Raw genomic sequence first — 17618 nt, 5'->3', positions numbered from 1 at the left:
AGACAGTCTGGATTGCTTCGCTTCGCTCGCAATGACGATGGGGAGGCGTTGTGCCCATTACACCACATCATCCGGCGCCAGTGCGCACCCGTTATCCGGATGCGTCTCGATCTGAAGCGTTGTGTGGCCGATGCGGAACGACACCCTCAGCTGCTGCGCCGTCTCCATCAGGAATGCATCGCCGGCCCCGGCGGGCATGACGAGGTGGCACGTCAGCGCCGTCTCGGTGGTCGAGATCGGCCAGACGTGGAGGTCGTGGATTCCCGAGACGCCGGGCCGCTCCAGCAGAAAGATCCTGATAGCGGCGATGTCGGTGCCCTTGGGCGCCGCCGCCATCGACATGTCGATAGAGCCGCGCAGCAGGCTGGTGGTGCTCCAGAGGATGGTGGCGCAGATGACGAGGCTGGTGACGGGATCGAGCCAGAGCCAGCCGGTCCAGATGATCAGCGCCGCCGAGATCACGACGCCAAGCGAGACCGCGGCGTCGGCCGCCATGTGCAGATAGGCGCCCTCGATGTTGATGTCGTCCTTGCGTCCGCGCGCGAACAGCATGGCGGTAAAACCATTGATGAGGATGCCGATGCCGGCGACCACCATCACGGTGACGCCCGCGACCGGCTCCGGCTCGCGCAGCCGCAAGATTGCCTCCCAGCCGATCGCCCCTGTTGCGACCAGCAGGAACACCGCATTTGCGAGCGCCGCCAGGATGGTGGAGGCGCGAAAACCGTAGGTGAAGCGGCCGCTCGGCGCGCGCCTTGCCGCAATCGACGCGCACCAGGCCACAACCAGGCCGAGCACGTCGCTGAGGTTATGGCCGGCGTCGGCGAGCAGGGCGGTGGAGTTGCCGATATAGCCGTAGATCGCCTCGGCCACGACCAGCGCGGTGTTGAGCGAAATGCCGATCGCGAACGCCGTGCCGAAATTGGCGGGCGCATGGACATGCGGGTGGCCAGAACCGTGGTTATGCCCGTGATCATGCCCGTGGCCGGCATGATCATGGTGGTGATGACCGTGATGGTCGTGGCTGCCCAAATCTAGCGCTCCCCGGACGCCGCCAAATCAGGCGCCATTGTAGGCGTTTCGGCAGCCCCGTCACGCCGGAACAGCGCATAGAGCGCCGGCAGCACCAGCAGCGTCAGCACGGTCGAGGAGATGATGCCGCCGATCACCACGGTCGCCAGCGGACGCTGCACCTCGGCGCCGGCGCCGGTGGCGAGCGCCATCGGCACGAAGCCGAGGGAGGCGACCAGCGCGGTCATCAGCACTGGGCGCAGCCGCGTCAGCGCACCTTCGCGTACCGCGTCGGCCACGGGGCGCCCCTCGCTGCGCAGCCGCTCGATGAAGGCGATGATGACGAGACCATTGAGAACAGCCACGCCCGACAATGCGATGAAGCCGACACCGGCGCTGATCGACAGCGGAATGCCGCGCAGCAGCAGCGCGGCAACGCCGCCCGTCAACGCCAGCGGCACGCCGGAGAACACCAAAGCCGCATCCGCCGCCGATCCCATGCCCATGAACAGCAGCAGGAACACCAGCAGGAGCGCCACCGGTACCACGATCATCAGCCGCTTGGTCGCCGAGACCAGCTGCTCGAACTGGCCGCCCCAGCCGATCCAATAGCCGGGCGGCAGCTTGACCTTCTCGGCGACGGCGGCTTCCGCCTCGCTCACGAAGGAACCGAGATCGCGCGCGCGGACATTGGCGGTGACGACGATGCGCCGCTTGCCGTTCTCACGGCTGATCTGGTTCGGGCCGGGCGTCGCATCGACAGTTGCGACCGACGACAGCGGAACATAGCGCATCTGGGCAAGGGGAGAGGCGGTCAGCGCCGTTCGAACGGCGGTGCCGCTTGCTGCTTCCTCGCTCGGCGGCAGCGGGATCGGGATGGCCCGGATCGCGTCGAGATTGCCGCGCAGATGTTCCGGCAGGCGCACGACGATATCGAAACGGCGGTCGCCCTCGAACAGCTTGCCTGCCGACTTGCCACCGACCGCGATCTCGACGATCCCCTGCACCTCACCGATGCTGAGCCCGTAGCGGGCGAGCGCCTGGCGGTCGAGCCGGACGGTGAGGATCGGCAGGCCCGAGACCTGCTCGATCTTGACGTCGCTGGCGCCGCGGATGCCGCGGATTGCGGCCTCGACCTGCTTTGCGGCGCCCTGGAGGATGTCGAGGTCGTCGCCGAAGACCTTGATGCCGACGTCGCTGCGCACGCCGGAGATCAGCTCGTTGACACGGAACTGGATCGGCTGGGAGATTTCATAGGCGCTGCCGGGAATGTCGTCGGCAGCGTGGTCGATAGCCTCGATCACCTCCGATTTCGGCTTGTCCGGATCGGGCCATTCCGCGCGCGGCTTCAGCATGATGTAGCCGTCTGTCTGCGCCGGCGACATCGGGTCGGTCGCGATTTCGGCGGTGCCGATGCGGGTGAAGAATTCCTTCACCTCGGGAATCTCCTTGATGCGCTTTTCCAGCGCCTTTTGCAGATCCAGCGACTGCGTGAGGCTGGTGCCGGGAATCCGGATCGAGGCCAGCGCGACGTCGCCTTCGTCCAGGCTCGGGATGAACTCGCCGCCCATGCGTGCGGCGGCAATGCCGCTTGCGACCACGATGATGGCGGCCATGACGGTGACCGCGACCCGATTGTCGATCGCGAGGCGGAGCAGGGGGAGATAAATGCGCTTCGCCACCCGCATGAACAGGTTTTCGTGTTCGGACACCTTGCCGGTGACGAAGATGGCAACCGCCGCCGGCACGAAGGTGATGGAGAACAGCACCGCGGCGCCCAGCGCCATCAGCACGGTCAGCGCCATCGGCGTGAACATCTTGCCCTCGACGCCGGTCAGCGTCAGTACGGGCAGGTAGACAACCGCGATGATCAGCGTTCCGAACAGGCTCGGCTTGATGACCTCGCGCGACCCGCGCAGGATCGCGCGCAGCCGTTCGGGGGTGGAGAGCAGCCCGCCTTTCTGGCGCTGCGCCTCGGCCAGCATGCGCAGGCAGTTCTCGACGATGATCACGGCGCCGTCGACGATGATGCCGAAATCGATCGCCCCCAGGCTCATCAGGTTCGCGCTGACTTTTGTTTCGACCATGCCGGTGATCGTCATGGCCATGGAGAGCGGAATGACGCAGGCCACCACGAGCGCGGCGCGGATGTTTCCGAGGATCAGGAACAGCACGGCCACGACCAGCGCCGCACCTTCCAGGAGGTTGTTTTCGACCGTGCGGATGGTGGCCTCGACCAGATGGGTGCGGTCGTAGACGGTCCGCGTCACGACGCCGTCGGGCAGCGATTTGGCGATCTCGTCGAGACGGGCTGCGACGCGGCGCGCCACGCTGCGGCTGTTCTCGCCGATCAGCAGCATGGCGGTGCCGAGCACGGTCTCCTCGCCGTCGCGCGTCGCCGCTCCCGTGCGGAGGTCGCGGCCTTCCTTGACGGTGGCGACATCCCTGATCCTGACGGGATTGCCGCCGCGCGAGCCGATCACGATGTCCTGGATCTCGCTGATGTTGCCGACCTGGCCCGGGGAGCGCACGAGATACTGCTCGCCGTTGCGTTCGATATAGCCGGCGCCGACATTGGCGTTGTTGGCGGCGAGCGCCGTCATGACGTCGCGAAAGCCGAGCCGGTAGGCCATCAGCTTGCCGGGGTCCGGCAGCACGTGGAACTGCCGCTCGAAGCCGCCGATGGTGTTGACTTCGATCACCCCGGGCACGTTGCGAAGCTGCGGCCGGATGATCCAGTCCTGCACGGTGCGCAGATCGGTCAGCGAATAGTCGTGACCGCCTTGCGTCTTCGCGCCCGCCTTGGCCTCGACGGTGTACATGAAGATTTCGCCCAGGCCGGTCGAGACCGGGCCCATCGCGACCTCGACGCCCGCCGGAAGCTGGTCCTTCACCTGCTGGATGCGCTCGCCCACGAGCTGGCGGGCAAAATAGATGTCGGTGCCGTCCTTGAACACGACCGTCACCTGGCTCAGGCCGTAGCGCGACAGCGAGCGGGTGTAATCGAGCTTCGGCAGGCCGCCCATCGCGGTCTCGACGGGGAAGGTGATGCGCTGCTCGGTTTCGAGTGGCGAGTAGCCGGGCGCGCGGGTGTTGATCTGGACCTGGACGTTGGTGATATCGGGGACGGCGTCGATCGGCAGGCGCTGGAAATTCCACCCTCCGAAAGCGACGGCGCCGAGCGCGAGCAGGAGGACCAGCCAGCGCTGCTGAAGCGAGACGGCGGTGAGACGCTCAATCATGCTCGGCCTCGCCCTTGCCCATCTCCGCCTTCACGACAAAGCTGTTCTCGGCGACGTAATGCTCGCCGGCCGAAAGACCCGCCTTGATCTCGACATGGCGCGGATCGGAGTCTCCAAGCTCCACCGGACGCGCCTCGATCTTGTCGCCGTCCTCGCGGACGAACACGATGGTCCTGTTCTCCAGCGTCTGGATCGCACTTCGGCGTACGGCGACCGCGACGTTGCGGGCGGCGAGGATCAGCCGCGCCGTGACGAACAGGCCGGGACGCAGGCGCCCGTCCGGATTTGGCAGCACCACGCGGGCGAGCGCGGTCTGGGTCTCGCTACTGCCGATCGGCGCCATGTAGGAGATCGTGCCCTTGATCTCGCCGCGGCCATCGTCGGGATCGATCAGCACCTCGTCGTTGAGGCGGACGCGCCGGAGGTCCTGCCGGTAGATCGACAGGTCGACCCAGATCGTCGAGAGGTCGGCGACCACAAAGGCCGGCTTCTGCTCGGAGGCGTATTCGCCGAGCGAGATCTGCCGCTCGATGATGGTGCCGGCGATCGGCGCCTTCAGCTCGTAGACGGTGAGGCTCTGGTTGCTCTCGATCGCGGCGAGCAGATCGTCCTTGCCGACCCTGTCGCCGATGCGCTTCTGGATCGATTTGGCGACCCCCGGAAAGCGCGGCGTCACCTGCACGACGGCTTCCTGATTGGCGCGCAAGATGCCGTTGAAGGACAGCGTATCGGTCAGCGTCGCACTCCCGGCCTCCGCCAGCGTGACACCGGCGGCCGCCAGCTTGACGTCGGAGATGCGGATACGGTCGGCGCCGTGCTCGTCCTGCTCGACATGGTCGTTCGGCTTCTCCGGCTTCTTGTCCGCGGCATGCTCGGTGTGCGCGACCCCGGCAGGCGCGAGCAGGGAATAGCCGTAAGCGCCAAGTGCTGCGGCAACGATGGCAACGACGATGGTGGAGGATGTCTTCATCGCGCGCTCTCCCGGGCCAGCGCAAAGGGATTGCCGACGAGGCCTTCGATGGTCGCAACGCCGGCATGGAAGTTCTGCAGCGCCTCCTGCTCGCGCAGCCGCGCTTGGGTGACGCTCGCCTGAGCGTCGAGCACTTCGAGCAGCGAGAAGCGGCCCTGGCCGTAGCCCTGCGCGATCGCCTCCGAGGCTTCCGTGGCTTTCGGAATCGCGGTCTCGCGCAGCACCGCGAGCTCGCGCAGCGAGCCCTGGAGCGAGTCGTAGGCGCGGCCGGCGACCACGATCAGCGTGTTGCGGTTGGCCTCGCGCTCGGCCCTGGTCTTGGCGAGGCTTTCCTGCGCCGAGAGGATATTGCCCTGGTTCTGGTCGAACACGGGAATCGGCACCGAGACGGTAAGGCGCACCGCGTCGTCATTGGTCTCGTTGAAATGGCGCCAGCCGGCGGCGATGCGCACGTCGGGATAGGGCCTTAAGCGCGCCATCAACAGCTCGGCGTTGCGCTGGGCATAGACCGCGGTCCAGCGCACCAGCTGCGGATTGGCATCGATGGCGGCGACCACCGACTGGAACGTCGGCGTCTTTCCCGTGGTGTCGAGCCGGCCGGAGACGTCGCCGAATTTTGCCGCGGGATCCCCCATCAGCACCGCAAGCTCGCGCCGGGCGCTCGCCAGCGTTGCCTTGAAGCGTTCGCGGTCGGCCTTCACCAGGGCGGACGCGACCTCGGCGCGGCCGGTCTCGGCCGGTGAGGAGGCGCCGGCCTCGACGCGGCGGCGCAGCAGCGGCGTCAGCCGGTCGATCGCGGCGATCTGCTCGTCGAGGATCTGGATGCGCCGCTGCGCGCCGAGCACGCTGAGGAAGGCGATCGCAGTCTCCGACAGCACCTCCAGCCTGACGGCCTTGCGCTGGATCGCGGCCACCTCGATGCCGGCGGCGCCCGCGGCGATCCGCGCATCACGCTTGCCGAACAGCTCGAAGGCCTGGCTGATCTGGAGCGTGGTCTCGGCCGATCTCGTGCCGCGATAGATGCCCGACCCGAACGAATTGTCCTGTTCATAGGACAGCTCCGGATTGAGCAGCGCGCCGGCCTGGATGCGCTGCCCCGTGGCGATGCCGACGTCGCGCTCCGCCGCGGTGAGCCGCGGGCTCGCGGTCAGCGCGCGCGACAGCGCGCTCCGCATCGTAAGCGTCTGGGCGTGCGTGTGTTGCGTCAGCCAGGGGCTGACGAAAATCGCCATCGCGCACGCCAGGCGCGCGGCAGTCCGTCTGCAAGACATGAAGGTGACCTGTGAACAATAGCATCGTAGGCGCACGGGCGCCCGGCCGATCAGTTCAGGTCAGATGTTTGGGGGGCGGAGAGTCGGTGTCGGGCACGACGCCTGCAAGCACAGTCAGCCGAGGCGGATTTGACGCGGCCACCAGCTCCGACATTGCGTCAGGCAGCAGCAGTTGCGCGAAGACGACCGAGAAACAGCCATGACAGTGATGGGCCGCCAGCGTCTTGCTATCCGTATCTCCGGAATCGGGTCCCGGCGACGCAGCGATTTCCAGCTGGCCGAACGGATTGGTCACGTCCAGGCATTGGCACGTATGCAACACGCCCGACAGCAGATAGCTGATTGCGAGACACGCAGCCAACAGCCCGCGCCAGTTGCGCAGGCGAAACAATCTGATCGGGCGGCGGATCGCAGTCACGAAGTCACTCTGGTTACGTCCGGGTTCGTAGCATGGCGACCGGAACAGTGTCGACCCGCAATAATGTTACGTGTGCGGAACTGAACGTCGCACCCGCATGTGTCCACGCGATTGCAAGCAGCGTCGTTCGTTCATCGCCATCGTTACGGTCCGATGGTAAGATAGAAACGACGAGAGGGAGCTCGGAATGCCCGAAGAGTCTTGCTGCTCGCACGATGCGTGCTGCGGGGAAGCCGCCAAAGCCCGTGTGGAGGAAGTCGCCGCGTCAGGCTGCGCCGACTGCTGCTCGGCGGGCGTTCCGGTCTTCGACGGGCTCGATCCGCGATACAAGCGCGTGCTGTGGACCGTCATCGCCATCAACGCGGCGATGTTCGTGAGCGAAATGGCGGCGGGCCATTTGGCCGGCTCCCAGGCTCTCAAGGCCGACGCTCTCGACTTCCTCGCCGACACGGTCACCTACGGCCTGAGCCTTTCGGTGATCGGCGCGAGCATCAAGACGCGTGCCACCGCCGCGTTGTTCAAGGGGTTGTCGCTCAGTGCCATGGCCGCCTGGGTGTTCGGGTCAACGCTCTATCAGACCTTGGTCCTGGGGCTCCCGCGTGCGGAGCTGATGGGAGCGATGAGCCTGGCCGCGCTGGCGGCGATCCTCACCTCGGTTCTCCTGCTCGCGCGCTACAAGGACGGCGATGCCAACGTGCGCTCGGTTTGGCTCTGCTCGCGCAATGACGCGATCGGCAACGTCATCGTGATGGTCGCTGCCATCGGTGTATTTGGAACCGCGACGGCATGGCCCGATTTGGCTGTCGCTGCGGTAATGGCTGGAATCTTCCTGACCTCGTCGCTGCAAATTCTGCGGCAAGCATGGGCAGAGTATCGCGGCGGGCAAGCTGCCGTGACTGCCTGACGGGGGGGGCGCGATCCAAACGCGGAAAGGCCTCAGCCCGGGGCTGACCGGCTGAGGCCTTTTGTGCTCACATTCTCATCCTTGGGACTTGAAGCGCTAACGCGCCCTGTACTGGATCGTTCCGCAGGGCTCGGAATTATTTTGCCCTGCTGCCGGGAGGTGCGGCGTTCCTACGCCTTCTCCTCCCAGATCATCGCGAGATGCACGATCGTCTGCACCGCCTTTTCCATGTCCTGCCGGCTGACCCATTCGAGCCGCGAATGAAACGCGTGCTCGCCGGCAAAGATGTTGGGGCAGGGCAGGCCCATGAAGGACAGGCGCGAGCCGTCGGTGCCGCCGCGGATCGCGGTGCGCATCGGGCGCAGGCCGGCACGGCGGATCGCCTCGATGGCGTATTCGAGGATGTGCGGGTGACGGTCGATCACCTGCTTCATGTTGCGGTACTGCTCCCTGACCTCGAACTTGTAGGTCGAGCGCGGATAGTCCTTCATCACGTCCTTGACGATGTTCTCGAGCAGAACTTCCTTCTCCTTCAGCCCTTCCTCGGTGAAGTCGCGCACGATGAAGGAGAGCGTCGCCTGCTCCAGCGCGCCGTCGATGCCGATCGGATGCAGAAAGCCCTGCTTGCCTGACGTCGTCTCGGGCGAGCAGCCTTCCTTCGGCAGCCGCTCGACGATGGCGGCTGCGATCTTGATCGCGTGCTCCATCTTGCCCTTGGCGTAGCCGGGATGGGCGCTGACGCCGTTGATGGTGATGGTGGCGCCGTCGGCCGAGAAGGTCTCGTCCTCGACGCTGCCGGCGCTCTCGCCGTCCATGGTGTAGCCGAAATCGGCGCCGAGCTTCTTCAGGTCGACGTTGTCGACGCCGCGGCCGATCTCCTCGTCCGGCGTGAACAGGATCTTGATGGTGCCGTGCTTCACATCGGGGTTGTTGATGAAGAAATGCGCGGCATCCATGATCTCGGCGACGCCGGCCTTGTTGTCGGCGCCCAAGAGCGTGGTGCCGTCGGTGGTGATGATGTCGTTGCCGATCTGGTTCTTCAGCGCGGGATGTTCAGTGAAGCGGATCACCTGGCTGGTATCGCCCGGCAGGGTGATATCGCCGCCGCGATAGTCCTTCACCAGCTGCGGCTTGACGTCCTTGCCGGTCACGTCGGGCGAGGTGTCCATGTGCGAGCAGAAGCAGATCACCGGCACCTTTTTGTCGGTGTTGGCCGGGATCGTTCCGTAGACGTAGCCGAAGTCGTCGAGATGCGCGTCGGCGACGCCCATGGCCTTCAGCTCGGCGGCGAGCACGCGGCCGAGATCTTTCTGTTTCTCGGTCGAGGGCGAGGCCGGGGATTCCGGATCGGACTGGGTGTCGATGGTGACGTAGCGCAGGAAGCGTTCGGTCACGGTGTGCGAAAAGGAGAGGGAGGACATTTCTGGTCAAACCGCCGGGTCTTGGGGAAGCAAGGCTTGGGGGAAGCAGGCGGTATATCAGAAAAGCGGGCCGTGATGCGGCCGGAACGAAGCGGATCAGGCTTAACGAAACGTAGCTGCTAGATCGCTTCCTTGAGCTCCTTGACCGGGCGGAAGGCGACCTTCTTGCTGGCCTTGATGTGGATCGCCTCGCCGGTGGTGGGGTTGCGGCCGGTGCGGGCGGCGCGCTTGCGGACCTGGAGGATGCCGAGCCCGACGATGCGGACGCGGTCGCCCTTCTTGAGGTGCTTGGCGATCAGATCGACCATGTCGGTCAGGACGGCCTCGGTGTGCTTTTTCGAGAGGTCCTGGCTCTCCGCGATGTCAGCGGCGAGGTGCTTGAGCGTGATGGTGGCGGGAGCGGCTGCCTTCTTCGCCGAATCCTTCTTGGCCGAATCCTTCTTAGCCATGTCTGGCCTCCTCAATGACAGGGAAGCCCCGGAAAAGCCGGTCAAGCGTGGGGATCCCTCCAAGTCCTGGAAGGCGTAGACGATTCGGGCGCGGGCTGACTATGCCACGAGTTCCCGGCAGACGCCGGCAATGCCGCGAAAGGCATCGGGAAGTTCGGGCTAAGACTATGAAGGGATTGCCAAAATGGCGCGAGAGACGGGGCTCGAACCCGCGACCTCCGGCGTGACAGGCCGGCGCTCTAACCAACTGAGCTACTCCCGCGTGGTTCGCTGAAAGCGCGCGGAACGAGGGGGGACTTAAAGGCGGGGCTGGGTGAAGTCAAGGACGTTGCGCTTTGTCAGGACGCATCGGCTAAGCATTGCTCTGGAAAACGAAAAAGGCCGCCAGGCGGCGGCCTCGGTCAGCCCGAAACAGGGCGTGTCAGCGAATCTCCGACGTGCCTGCGCTGGTCACGGCCACCGGCTTGCCGGCCTTGATCACGTGAGCCGATTGGGCGGTCTGGCTGGTATCGACGTTGGTGCGGGCTGCGATGCCGAAGCCGGCGACCAGAATACCGGCAACCAGCGCCACCACCACGATCTTCAGGTGGGTGCCACGATCAGCCGAGTGAATAGAGTGGTTCATATGGGCCTCCCGACGGGCTTAGCCGCCGTCTATGGGCTCATGTCTTAAGGACCATCTGTTTCCGGATGGTTTCGCGGGTTCCGCAAAATGGTTTCATTAATGCGCCCGCTCGGTTTCGCCGGGCTGGCGGCCGGAACAGGTCTCAGGCCGCCGCCCGGCCGATATCGCCCCGGATCGAACGGGCCGCCCAGACGAACAGCAGGGCGCCCAGTGTGGTCGTGACCGCCGCCGAGAGCAGGGAATAGCGCACGGCGTCCGCGCCATAAGTGCCCTTGAGGGCGTCGTTGACCATGCCGACGGCAAGCGGGCCGACGCCCTGGCCGAAGCAGGTGGCGGTGAGCGCGATCAGGGCGGAGGCGAGCGCCCGCATGCTCGGCTTGGCCACCGTCTGCGCGATCGCGAAGATCGGTCCGAGATGAAAGCCGACCAGGAACGAGGTCAGCGCCAGCATCGCGACCATCATCGAGAAATCCTGCGTCAGCATGCACAGCGCGAACACCGGGCCGGCCAGCCCTGAGGTGATCGCCGGCGCCCACAGCTTCCAGCGGTCGTCGCGGCGGCTGATCTGCGCCACCACGAAGCCGCCGAGCAATGTGCCGGCCATGCCGGCGAGCCCCTTGAAGGTGCCGGCATAGGTGCCGATCTCGGAGCTCGACAGATGGTGCACGCGGGCCAGGAACGGCGGGATCCAGGCCGCCGTTGCGTAGTTCGTGTAGGTGGTGAGGCAGAAGCCGATCAGCACGATGATGAAGCTCTGCTGCGAGGCCAGGAAGCGCAGTGTCGGCCCGAGCGGCTCCGGCACGAAACTCTCCTGCATGGCGCCGCGCTTCGGCTCGGAGATCGTCAGCCACAGAATCAATGCGAGCAGGATGCCGGGCAGGCCGGCGACGTAGAACGCCATCCGCCAGCCATAGTGCTGGTTGACGTAGCCGCCGATGAAATAGCCGAGGAAGACGCCGAGATAGGTGCCGATGGCGTAGATGCCGAGCGCGCGCGGGCGCTCGTTCTTGGTGAAGAGATCGGCGACGATCGATTGCGAGGCGGGCGAGCCCGCGGATTCGCCGATGCCGACGCCGATGCGCGCCAGCGCCAGCGAGGTCACGCTCGAGGCCGCCCCGCACAACGCCGTCATCGCACTCCAGAACGCAAGGGCCACCGCGACGATGTTGCGCCGGTTGAGCCGGTCGGCGACGCGCGCGATGGGAATGCCGAGCAGGGAATAGAACAGCGCGAAGCCGAAGCCCGCGAGCAGCCCCATCATGGTATCGCTGAGCTGAAACTCCTTCTTGATCGGCTCGATCAGGACGTTGAAGATCGTGCGGTCGAGGAAGTTCAGCGCGTAGATGATGGTGAGCAGGCCCAGCACGTAATAGCGCCGCGCCGGGGGCTTTGCCGCCGCAGTCGTCTGCACCGACATCTGTGACGTCACATCGACCATCGCATCCCCCCAATTTGTCTTTGTTATCGTTGCCGGTCCAGCCCTTCGTGAGGCTGGTCGAGAGCGTTTTCGAGCGAAGTCGATACCGGTTCGCGTGAAGAAAACGCGCCAAAAAAACTCAGCCTTCGCGGATGTAATTCCCCGCTTCGAACTCGACCGGCGCAGCACTTGTATCGAACGACACGCCGATCGGATCGCGGTCTGCCTCCATCGCCTCCAGTTGCTCGCTCAGCATGCGCCGGATCATCAGGATGCCGCGGTCGCTCTGGCCGAAATGCTCCTCGGAGTGGATGGTCTGCGGGCCCTGGCCAACCTGGGCCTCGTAATCGCCCGGGAATTGCTGGTGCTCGGCTTCCGTCATGTCCCACCAGAATTTGCCGTTGAACTTCGAGCGCATGCGGCCGATGTCGCCGGAAGCCTTGACGCGGCCGGCGACGTAGATGCGGAACGAGGTGTCGTCGATCGGCAACGTCCAGCCGATCGACTCGACGCGGGCGAATTGTGCCACGCGCGGGTTCGGCACGACGCGCAAGGTGGGAAGGGCCGCTTCGGTGACGCGATAAAACACCTTGCCGTCGTCCTGCTTGCGGATCGAGCGCACGGCGATGCCGCGCGGCGTCTTGTCGAACTTCACCTCCGGCATCGAGGCCATCATGTTGGTGAATTGCGGCCCCGAGAACGAGCCGTGCAGCACTGGCACGTGATAGGGATCGACCACGTTCTCGAAATGCTGCAGCCAGTTGCAGGGGATGATCGCGGGGCCGCCGCCGCCGATCGAGGAATCGTCGGCCTCGACGAACTCGCCTTCGTCCATGTTTTCCAGGCATTCGTAAGCCGGCAGCACCGGGCGTTTCTCGGCCGGGCCCATATAGGCGAAGATCAGCCCGTAGCGCTCCTCGACCGGGTACCAGGGCTGGCGCACCTTGTCCTTGAACTGGCCGCCGTCGGGCTCGCAGGGCTGCTCGAGGCAATGGCCTTCGGCGTCGAACTTCCAGCCGTGATAGCAGCAGCGGATACCGTCTTCCTCGACCTTGCCATAGTAGAGCGTGGTGCCGCGATGGCAGCAGCGCGCGTGCAACAGGCCGGCGCGGCCGTGCTTGTCGCGGAACAGCACCAGATCCTCGCCGAGCGCGCGCACCTTCTTCGGCGTGTCGGTGGCATCGCTGACCAGCCCGACCGGATGCCAGTAGCGGCGGAGCAGCTCGCCCATCGGCGTGCCGCGCGCGACCGAGGTGAGTTCGGTGCGCGTGTGCGCCGGCTTCATCGCATAGGCGGTGCCGAGATCGCGATCCCGCTGGGTCATCGTCATGCTGTTCCTCCCGCCGCTGGCCTTGGGTGGCCGGGTCGTTTTGATGCGGTGACCCAGTGAAAAATAATTCGATGACAATGTCAACGATATTCCAGAATGCCTCTTAATCGCATTTGGAATCAGGTTGGGGAGGTTGCGCTACCAGCGCTTGGCACGCCCCGGCTTTCTTGGCAGAGGTGGATCATGAGCCAGACATCGAGCAGGGACGGGCACGCATCGCCCGATGCGGACGAAAGCCACTCGCCGGCGCCGATCACCGTGATGCTGTCGTCACGGCTGATGGTGCTCGCCAATTTGCTCAAGCGCGGCGCGATCCTGCGCTACAAGCGCCTCGCCGGATTGTCCTCGGTCGAGTTCGGTCTGGTCGCCTCGCTCGGTCGCCGTCCGCCGATGAGCGTGGCGCGGCTCGCCGAAGCCGTCGGCCAGGACAAGGGCCAGATCAGCCGCGCGCTCGCGGAGCTCGTCTCGCGCAAGCTGATCGCGAAGTCGGCGAACCCGAAGGACAGCCGCGAGGTGCTGGTCGCGCTGACCGCGGCAGGGCTCGCCGCGCACGATGCGATCGTCGAAGGCGCGCAGGAGCGCAATCGGCAATTGCTGGAGCAGTTGAGCAAGGACGAGTTCGAGACGCTGCTGGCGCAGATCGACCGTCTCACGGCGACAGCCGAGAAGATGCTCGAAGCCGAGAAAGTTTCACGCTGATCTCTCGGAAATCTCCGGGAATGTTGGATCATTTCTAAGAACCCTTCTAAGAGGTTTTCAATTAGGGAATTCGCGCGCGCTCACCTAAGCGTCACTGCAAGCGCCTGCCGTTAGGGGAACGACGGCATGACGCAAGCAAACAGACATGTTGGGGTGCGCGTTGAACAGCCTTCGTATGCTGCGGTCGGTCGTCTTGGCGACCGCGTCTGCTTTCGCAGTGGTACCGCAGGCATCGCTTGCGCAGTCCTCGGCGCAAGGCGGTGCGCAAAACCTGCCGTCGGTCACCGTCAACGCGCCGGAAGCACGACGCCGCGCACCTGCTGCGGCCGCCCGCCGCGTGGCGCGGCCGTCGGTAGAGACCGCCGCCAGCCGCAGACCGCTTCAGCAGCGCAATGTCGGCTTCGTCGAGACGCCGCGCGGTCCGGTGAACGGCTACGTCGCCAACCGCAGCTCGTCGGGCACTAAGACCAACACGCCGATCATGGAGACGCCGCAATCGGTGTCGGTGATCGGCGCGGACCAGATCCGCGACCAGAAGGCGACCAAGCTCGACGAGGTTCTGCGCTACACCGCCGGCGTGCGGGCTGGCACCTTCGGTGCGGACACGCGCAACGATTGGTGGCTGATCCGCGGCTTCAAGTCCGACGACATCGGACTGTTTCTCGACGGCACGCAGCTGTTCTACACGGCCTATGCGAGCTGGCGGCTTCCGCCGTCCAATATGGAACGAGTCGAGGTGTTACGCGGCCCGTCGGCGGTGCTCTATGGTGGATCGAGCCCGAGCGGCATCGTCAACGTCATCAGCAAGATGCCGCCGACCGAGCCGATCCGCTACATCGAGACCGGCGTCAACAATTTCGGCAACGCCTATGTCGGCTTCGATGTCGGCGGGCCCGTTGCAACGCAGCCCCAGGACGGCAAGCTGTTCTACCGCGTCGTCGGCGAGATCAGGAACGGCGACACGCAGGTCAACTTCACGCCGGACAACAACTACTTCATTGCGCCGTCCTTCACCTGGAAGCCGGATGCTGATACGACTTTCACGGTTCTGGCGTCGGCATCGAAGACCGACACCCGCGGCATCAACTTCCTGCCTTACCAGGGCACGGTGACCAACGCGCCGTTCGGCAAGATCCCGACCAGCTTCTTCGCCGGCGATCCCAGCGTCGACAAGTTCACGCGCGAGCAGGAGATGCTCGGCTATCAGTTCGAGCGCAATGTCACCGACGATCTAACGTTCCGGCAGAATGCGCGATTTGCGCATATCGACCTGACCTATCGCGGTTACATCGGCAACGGCTGGGACAATATCAATGCGGCCTCTCTCGGTCGCTACAATTGGTATGCGAAGGATACCGCCAACCAGGCCGATCTCGACAACCAGCTGGAATATCGCTTCAACACCGGTCCTGTCAGGCACACGATGCTGTTCGGTGTCGATCTGAAGGGCTATCAGATCGACGACTATCAGGCCTTCAACTTCGGCACCGTTCCTCCGATCAATGTGCTCAATCCGGTCTACGGCATTAACATCCCGCTCACAGGCCCGCCGTTCCGTAACTTCCTGATCACGCAGAAGCAGGCCGGCACCTACCTCCAGGACCAGATGAAGCTCGGTAACTTCACGCTGGTGCTGAGCGGCCGCAACGACTGGGTCGAGACGACGCAGGCCGCCCGTGACACTGGGGCGACGCTCGCCAGCAACAATGACAGCCAGTTCAGCGGTCGCGCAGGCTTGATCTACAATTTCGACAACGGCATCGCGCCCTACATCTCCTACGCGACGAGTTTCAACCCGATTATCGGGCTCAACGCGCAAAATCAGCTGTTCCAGCCGGAGACCGGCCAGCAGGCCGAAATCGGCGTCAAGGTCGCCCCCAAGGGATTTGATGGCTACTTCACTGCCTCGGTGTTCAACCTGAAGCGCCAGAATGTACCCACTACCGATCCGATCATCACCACGCTGCAGAACCAAACCGGCGAGGTGACCTCGCGCGGCATCGAGCTCGAAGCGGTCGCAAATGCGACGAAGGAGTTAAAGTTCATCGGCGCCTTCACGGCCTATCATCTCTTCACCAGCAGGGACCTGAACCCGGCGCTGGTCGGCAAGACGCCGACCAACACGCCTGAGCTCCTGGTCTCGGGCTGGGCCGACTACACATTCAAGGACGGACCGCTTGCGGGATTCGGCTTCGGCGGCGGCGTGCGCTATGTCGGCGCCTCCTGGGCGGACGCCGCCAACACCCTCGAGGTTCCCGCGGTCGTGCTCGGCGACCTCGCGGTCCACTACGAGTGGCAGAACTGGCGCACGGCAATCAACGTGATCAACCTGACCGACAAGATCTATGTCGCAAGCTGCGCGGCGGCCTCGTCATGCTTCTACGGCGACCGCCGGCGCGTCACCGCCAGCGTCTCCTACAAGTGGTAGGCACCGGCGAGGGGAGGGCCTCGTGAAGGCGCGCACGGTCAGGCTCTGGTCCGTGGTCCACACCTGGACCAGCCTGATCTCGACCGTCTTCCTGCTGCTGCTCTGCCTGACCGGCCTGCCGCTGATCTTCCATCACGAGATCGATGAGCTCCTGGGCTATGCCCCCCAGCCCGAAGCTCATGCGGGCGCGGCGCGTGCGACGACGCAAGCCGTCGCCGACGCCGCGCTCGCCGCCGATCCCGGCCGGGTGCTGCAATATATCGCCTGGGACAAGGACGAGCCCGGGATCGTGACCGCGTTCACCAACAGCGCCGTCAACGGGCTGCCCGACAACACGACCGTGCGCGCGTTCGATGCGATGTCGACCAAGCTGCTCGGACCGGTCGGCATCGGGCCGATGCTGATCATGCTCAAGCTGCATACCGACATGTTTGCCGGCCAGCCCGGAAAACTGTTCCTCGGCGGGATGGGCCTGCTGTTCGCAATCGCCATCATCTCCGGCGTGGTGCTGTACTGGCCGTTCACCCGCCGGCTGCGCTTTGCCACCATTCGCGGCCACGCCTCGCGCCGCGTGCGCTGGCTCGACTGGCACAATCTGATCGGCGTGGTGACGGTGGCCTGGGCGCTGGTGGTTGGCCTCACCGGCGTCGTCAACACCTGGGCCGAACTGATGCTCAACCAGTGGAAGGCCACGGAACTCGCCAGCATGGTCGCGCCCTATGCCGGCAAGCCGCCGCCGTCGCATCTGGCTTCGCTCGACGACGTCGTGGCGCGCGCGAGGCAGACGGCGCCCGGGATGGAGGTTGCCTTCATCGCGTTTCCGGGAACGCCGTTCACGTCCTCGCACCACTTCGCCGCCTTCATGCGCGGCGACACGGCGCTGACAGCGCGGCTGCTCAAGCCGGTCCTGCTCGACGGCGAAACAGGGGAGGTCGCCGACAGCCGGGCGCTGCCGGTCTATCTCCAGGCGCTCCTGATCTCGCAGCCGCTGCATTTCGGCGATTATGGCGGCTTGCCGCTCAAGGTGATCTGGGCCGTGCTCGACATTCTCACGATCGTTGTGATCGGCAGTGGCCTCTATCTCTGGCTGGCACGGCGGCGCAAGCGCGCGCCCGCCCAGACCGACGCATTCGCCAGACGAACCCCGGTCCGGTCGTGATGCATGGCTCCTCTGACCGCTCGGGCCTGTGGATACGTGTCTTTGCTGCACCCATCCTGCTCGCGGCTGCGACCATCACCGGCCTGCTGGCTGCGCTACTCTGCGGAACGGTCGGCCAGTATGTCGCCTGGGTGACGGTGGGAGCGCCGGTGCTGGTCATTGCCTGGGTCTGGGTGCGCTGCCGCACCCGGAAAACCGGGCAATTATCGCGGACGACACGCGGCAAATAGCTGCCTCGGCCCGTGTGCCGCAATCCTCGAACGGCTGCCCTGCA

15 protein-coding genes and 1 tRNA gene are annotated in these 17618 nt (G+C 65.2%); 5 read left to right on the top strand and 11 right to left on the bottom strand.

Features of this window, described 5'->3' with window-relative positions:
- Window positions 1-57 precede the first annotated feature (57 nt).
- From AB7245_RS25410 to AB7245_RS25390, 5 genes are read right to left on the bottom strand one after another with little or no spacing between them, the layout of a single operon-like run.
- On the bottom strand, window positions 58-1032 hold the full coding sequence (locus AB7245_RS25410) for a cation diffusion facilitator family transporter (RefSeq protein ID WP_085400710.1): 975 nt from the start codon (window positions 1030-1032) through the stop codon (window positions 58-60).
- Window positions 1033-1034: 2 nt separating this feature from the next.
- The gene (locus tag AB7245_RS25405) at window positions 1035-4253 is read right to left on the bottom strand and encodes an efflux RND transporter permease subunit (RefSeq protein WP_354116198.1); all 3219 of its coding nucleotides are present in this window, start codon (window positions 4251-4253) and stop codon (window positions 1035-1037) included.
- Window positions 4246-5223, bottom strand: coding sequence for a divalent metal ion exporter adaptor subunit IhpB (ihpB, locus tag AB7245_RS25400; RefSeq protein ID WP_085400707.1), 978 nt, complete (start codon window positions 5221-5223; stop codon window positions 4246-4248). The genes AB7245_RS25405 and ihpB overlap by 8 nt, the downstream gene beginning before the upstream one ends.
- Complete coding sequence (ihpA, locus tag AB7245_RS25395; protein WP_085400705.1) at window positions 5220-6494, bottom strand: divalent metal ion exporter subunit IhpA; 1275 nt, start codon at window positions 6492-6494, stop codon at window positions 5220-5222. The genes ihpB and ihpA overlap by 4 nt, the downstream gene beginning before the upstream one ends.
- A gap of 55 nt (window positions 6495-6549) precedes the next feature.
- Entirely contained in the window at window positions 6550-6912 is a 363-nt protein-coding gene (locus AB7245_RS25390) for a hypothetical protein (protein ID WP_071913346.1), read from the bottom strand.
- Window positions 6913-7099: 187 nt separating this feature from the next.
- Between AB7245_RS25390 and AB7245_RS25385 the strand changes: the two genes are divergently transcribed.
- On the top strand, window positions 7100-7816 hold the full coding sequence (locus AB7245_RS25385; protein WP_085400703.1) for a cation transporter: 717 nt from the start codon (window positions 7100-7102) through the stop codon (window positions 7814-7816).
- 170 nt (window positions 7817-7986) lie between these two features.
- On the opposite strand, the gene pepT is transcribed toward AB7245_RS25385, so the two are convergent.
- The 6 genes from pepT to AB7245_RS25355 form a co-directional block, all read right to left on the bottom strand.
- Window positions 7987-9237: a peptidase T gene (pepT, locus tag AB7245_RS25380; RefSeq protein ID WP_085400702.1), complete on the bottom strand. Its 1251-nt coding sequence runs from the start codon at window positions 9235-9237 to the stop codon at window positions 7987-7989.
- 119 nt (window positions 9238-9356) lie between these two features.
- Window positions 9357-9686, bottom strand: coding sequence for an HU family DNA-binding protein (locus AB7245_RS25375; protein WP_085400700.1), 330 nt, complete (start codon window positions 9684-9686; stop codon window positions 9357-9359).
- A gap of 185 nt (window positions 9687-9871) precedes the next feature.
- Window positions 9872-9948: transfer RNA gene (locus AB7245_RS25370), tRNA-Asp, on the bottom strand.
- Between the two features lie 159 nt (window positions 9949-10107).
- A complete protein-coding gene (locus AB7245_RS25365) occupies window positions 10108-10311 on the bottom strand; it encodes a hypothetical protein (RefSeq protein ID WP_071913352.1) in 204 nt (67 codons plus the stop codon).
- A 142-nt stretch (window positions 10312-10453) separates the two neighbouring features.
- A complete protein-coding gene (locus AB7245_RS25360; RefSeq protein ID WP_085400374.1) occupies window positions 10454-11749 on the bottom strand; it encodes a spinster family MFS transporter in 1296 nt (431 codons plus the stop codon).
- Between the two features lie 118 nt (window positions 11750-11867).
- Window positions 11868-13058 (bottom strand): aromatic ring-hydroxylating dioxygenase subunit alpha, encoded by a 1191-nt coding sequence (locus AB7245_RS25355; RefSeq protein ID WP_085400371.1) that lies wholly within the window; start codon window positions 13056-13058, stop codon window positions 11868-11870.
- 183 nt (window positions 13059-13241) lie between these two features.
- Here AB7245_RS25355 and AB7245_RS25350 point away from each other — a divergent pair, with 183 nt between their 5' ends.
- The 4 genes from AB7245_RS25350 (at window position 13242) to AB7245_RS25335 (ending at window position 17574) form a co-directional block, all read left to right on the top strand.
- Window positions 13242-13757: a MarR family winged helix-turn-helix transcriptional regulator gene (locus AB7245_RS25350; protein ID WP_038943030.1), complete on the top strand. Its 516-nt coding sequence runs from the start codon at window positions 13242-13244 to the stop codon at window positions 13755-13757.
- A 175-nt stretch (window positions 13758-13932) separates the two neighbouring features.
- Complete coding sequence (locus tag AB7245_RS25345) at window positions 13933-16185, top strand: TonB-dependent siderophore receptor (protein ID WP_208089450.1); 2253 nt, start codon at window positions 13933-13935, stop codon at window positions 16183-16185.
- A gap of 22 nt (window positions 16186-16207) precedes the next feature.
- Window positions 16208-17344, top strand: coding sequence for a PepSY-associated TM helix domain-containing protein (locus AB7245_RS25340; RefSeq protein WP_085400366.1), 1137 nt, complete (start codon window positions 16208-16210; stop codon window positions 17342-17344).
- Entirely contained in the window at window positions 17344-17574 is a 231-nt protein-coding gene (locus AB7245_RS25335; protein WP_085400365.1) for a hypothetical protein, read from the top strand. The genes AB7245_RS25340 and AB7245_RS25335 overlap by 1 nt, the downstream gene beginning before the upstream one ends.
- Window positions 17575-17618: the final 44 nt, after the last annotated feature.

Source organism: Bradyrhizobium sp. 604_D8_N2_3 (assembly GCF_051810765.1).
GTDB lineage: Bacteria > Pseudomonadota > Alphaproteobacteria > Rhizobiales > Xanthobacteraceae > Bradyrhizobium > Bradyrhizobium barranii.
The sequence above is the reverse complement of the archived record's forward strand: the minus strand, read 5'-3'. Positions and strand labels throughout refer to the sequence as shown.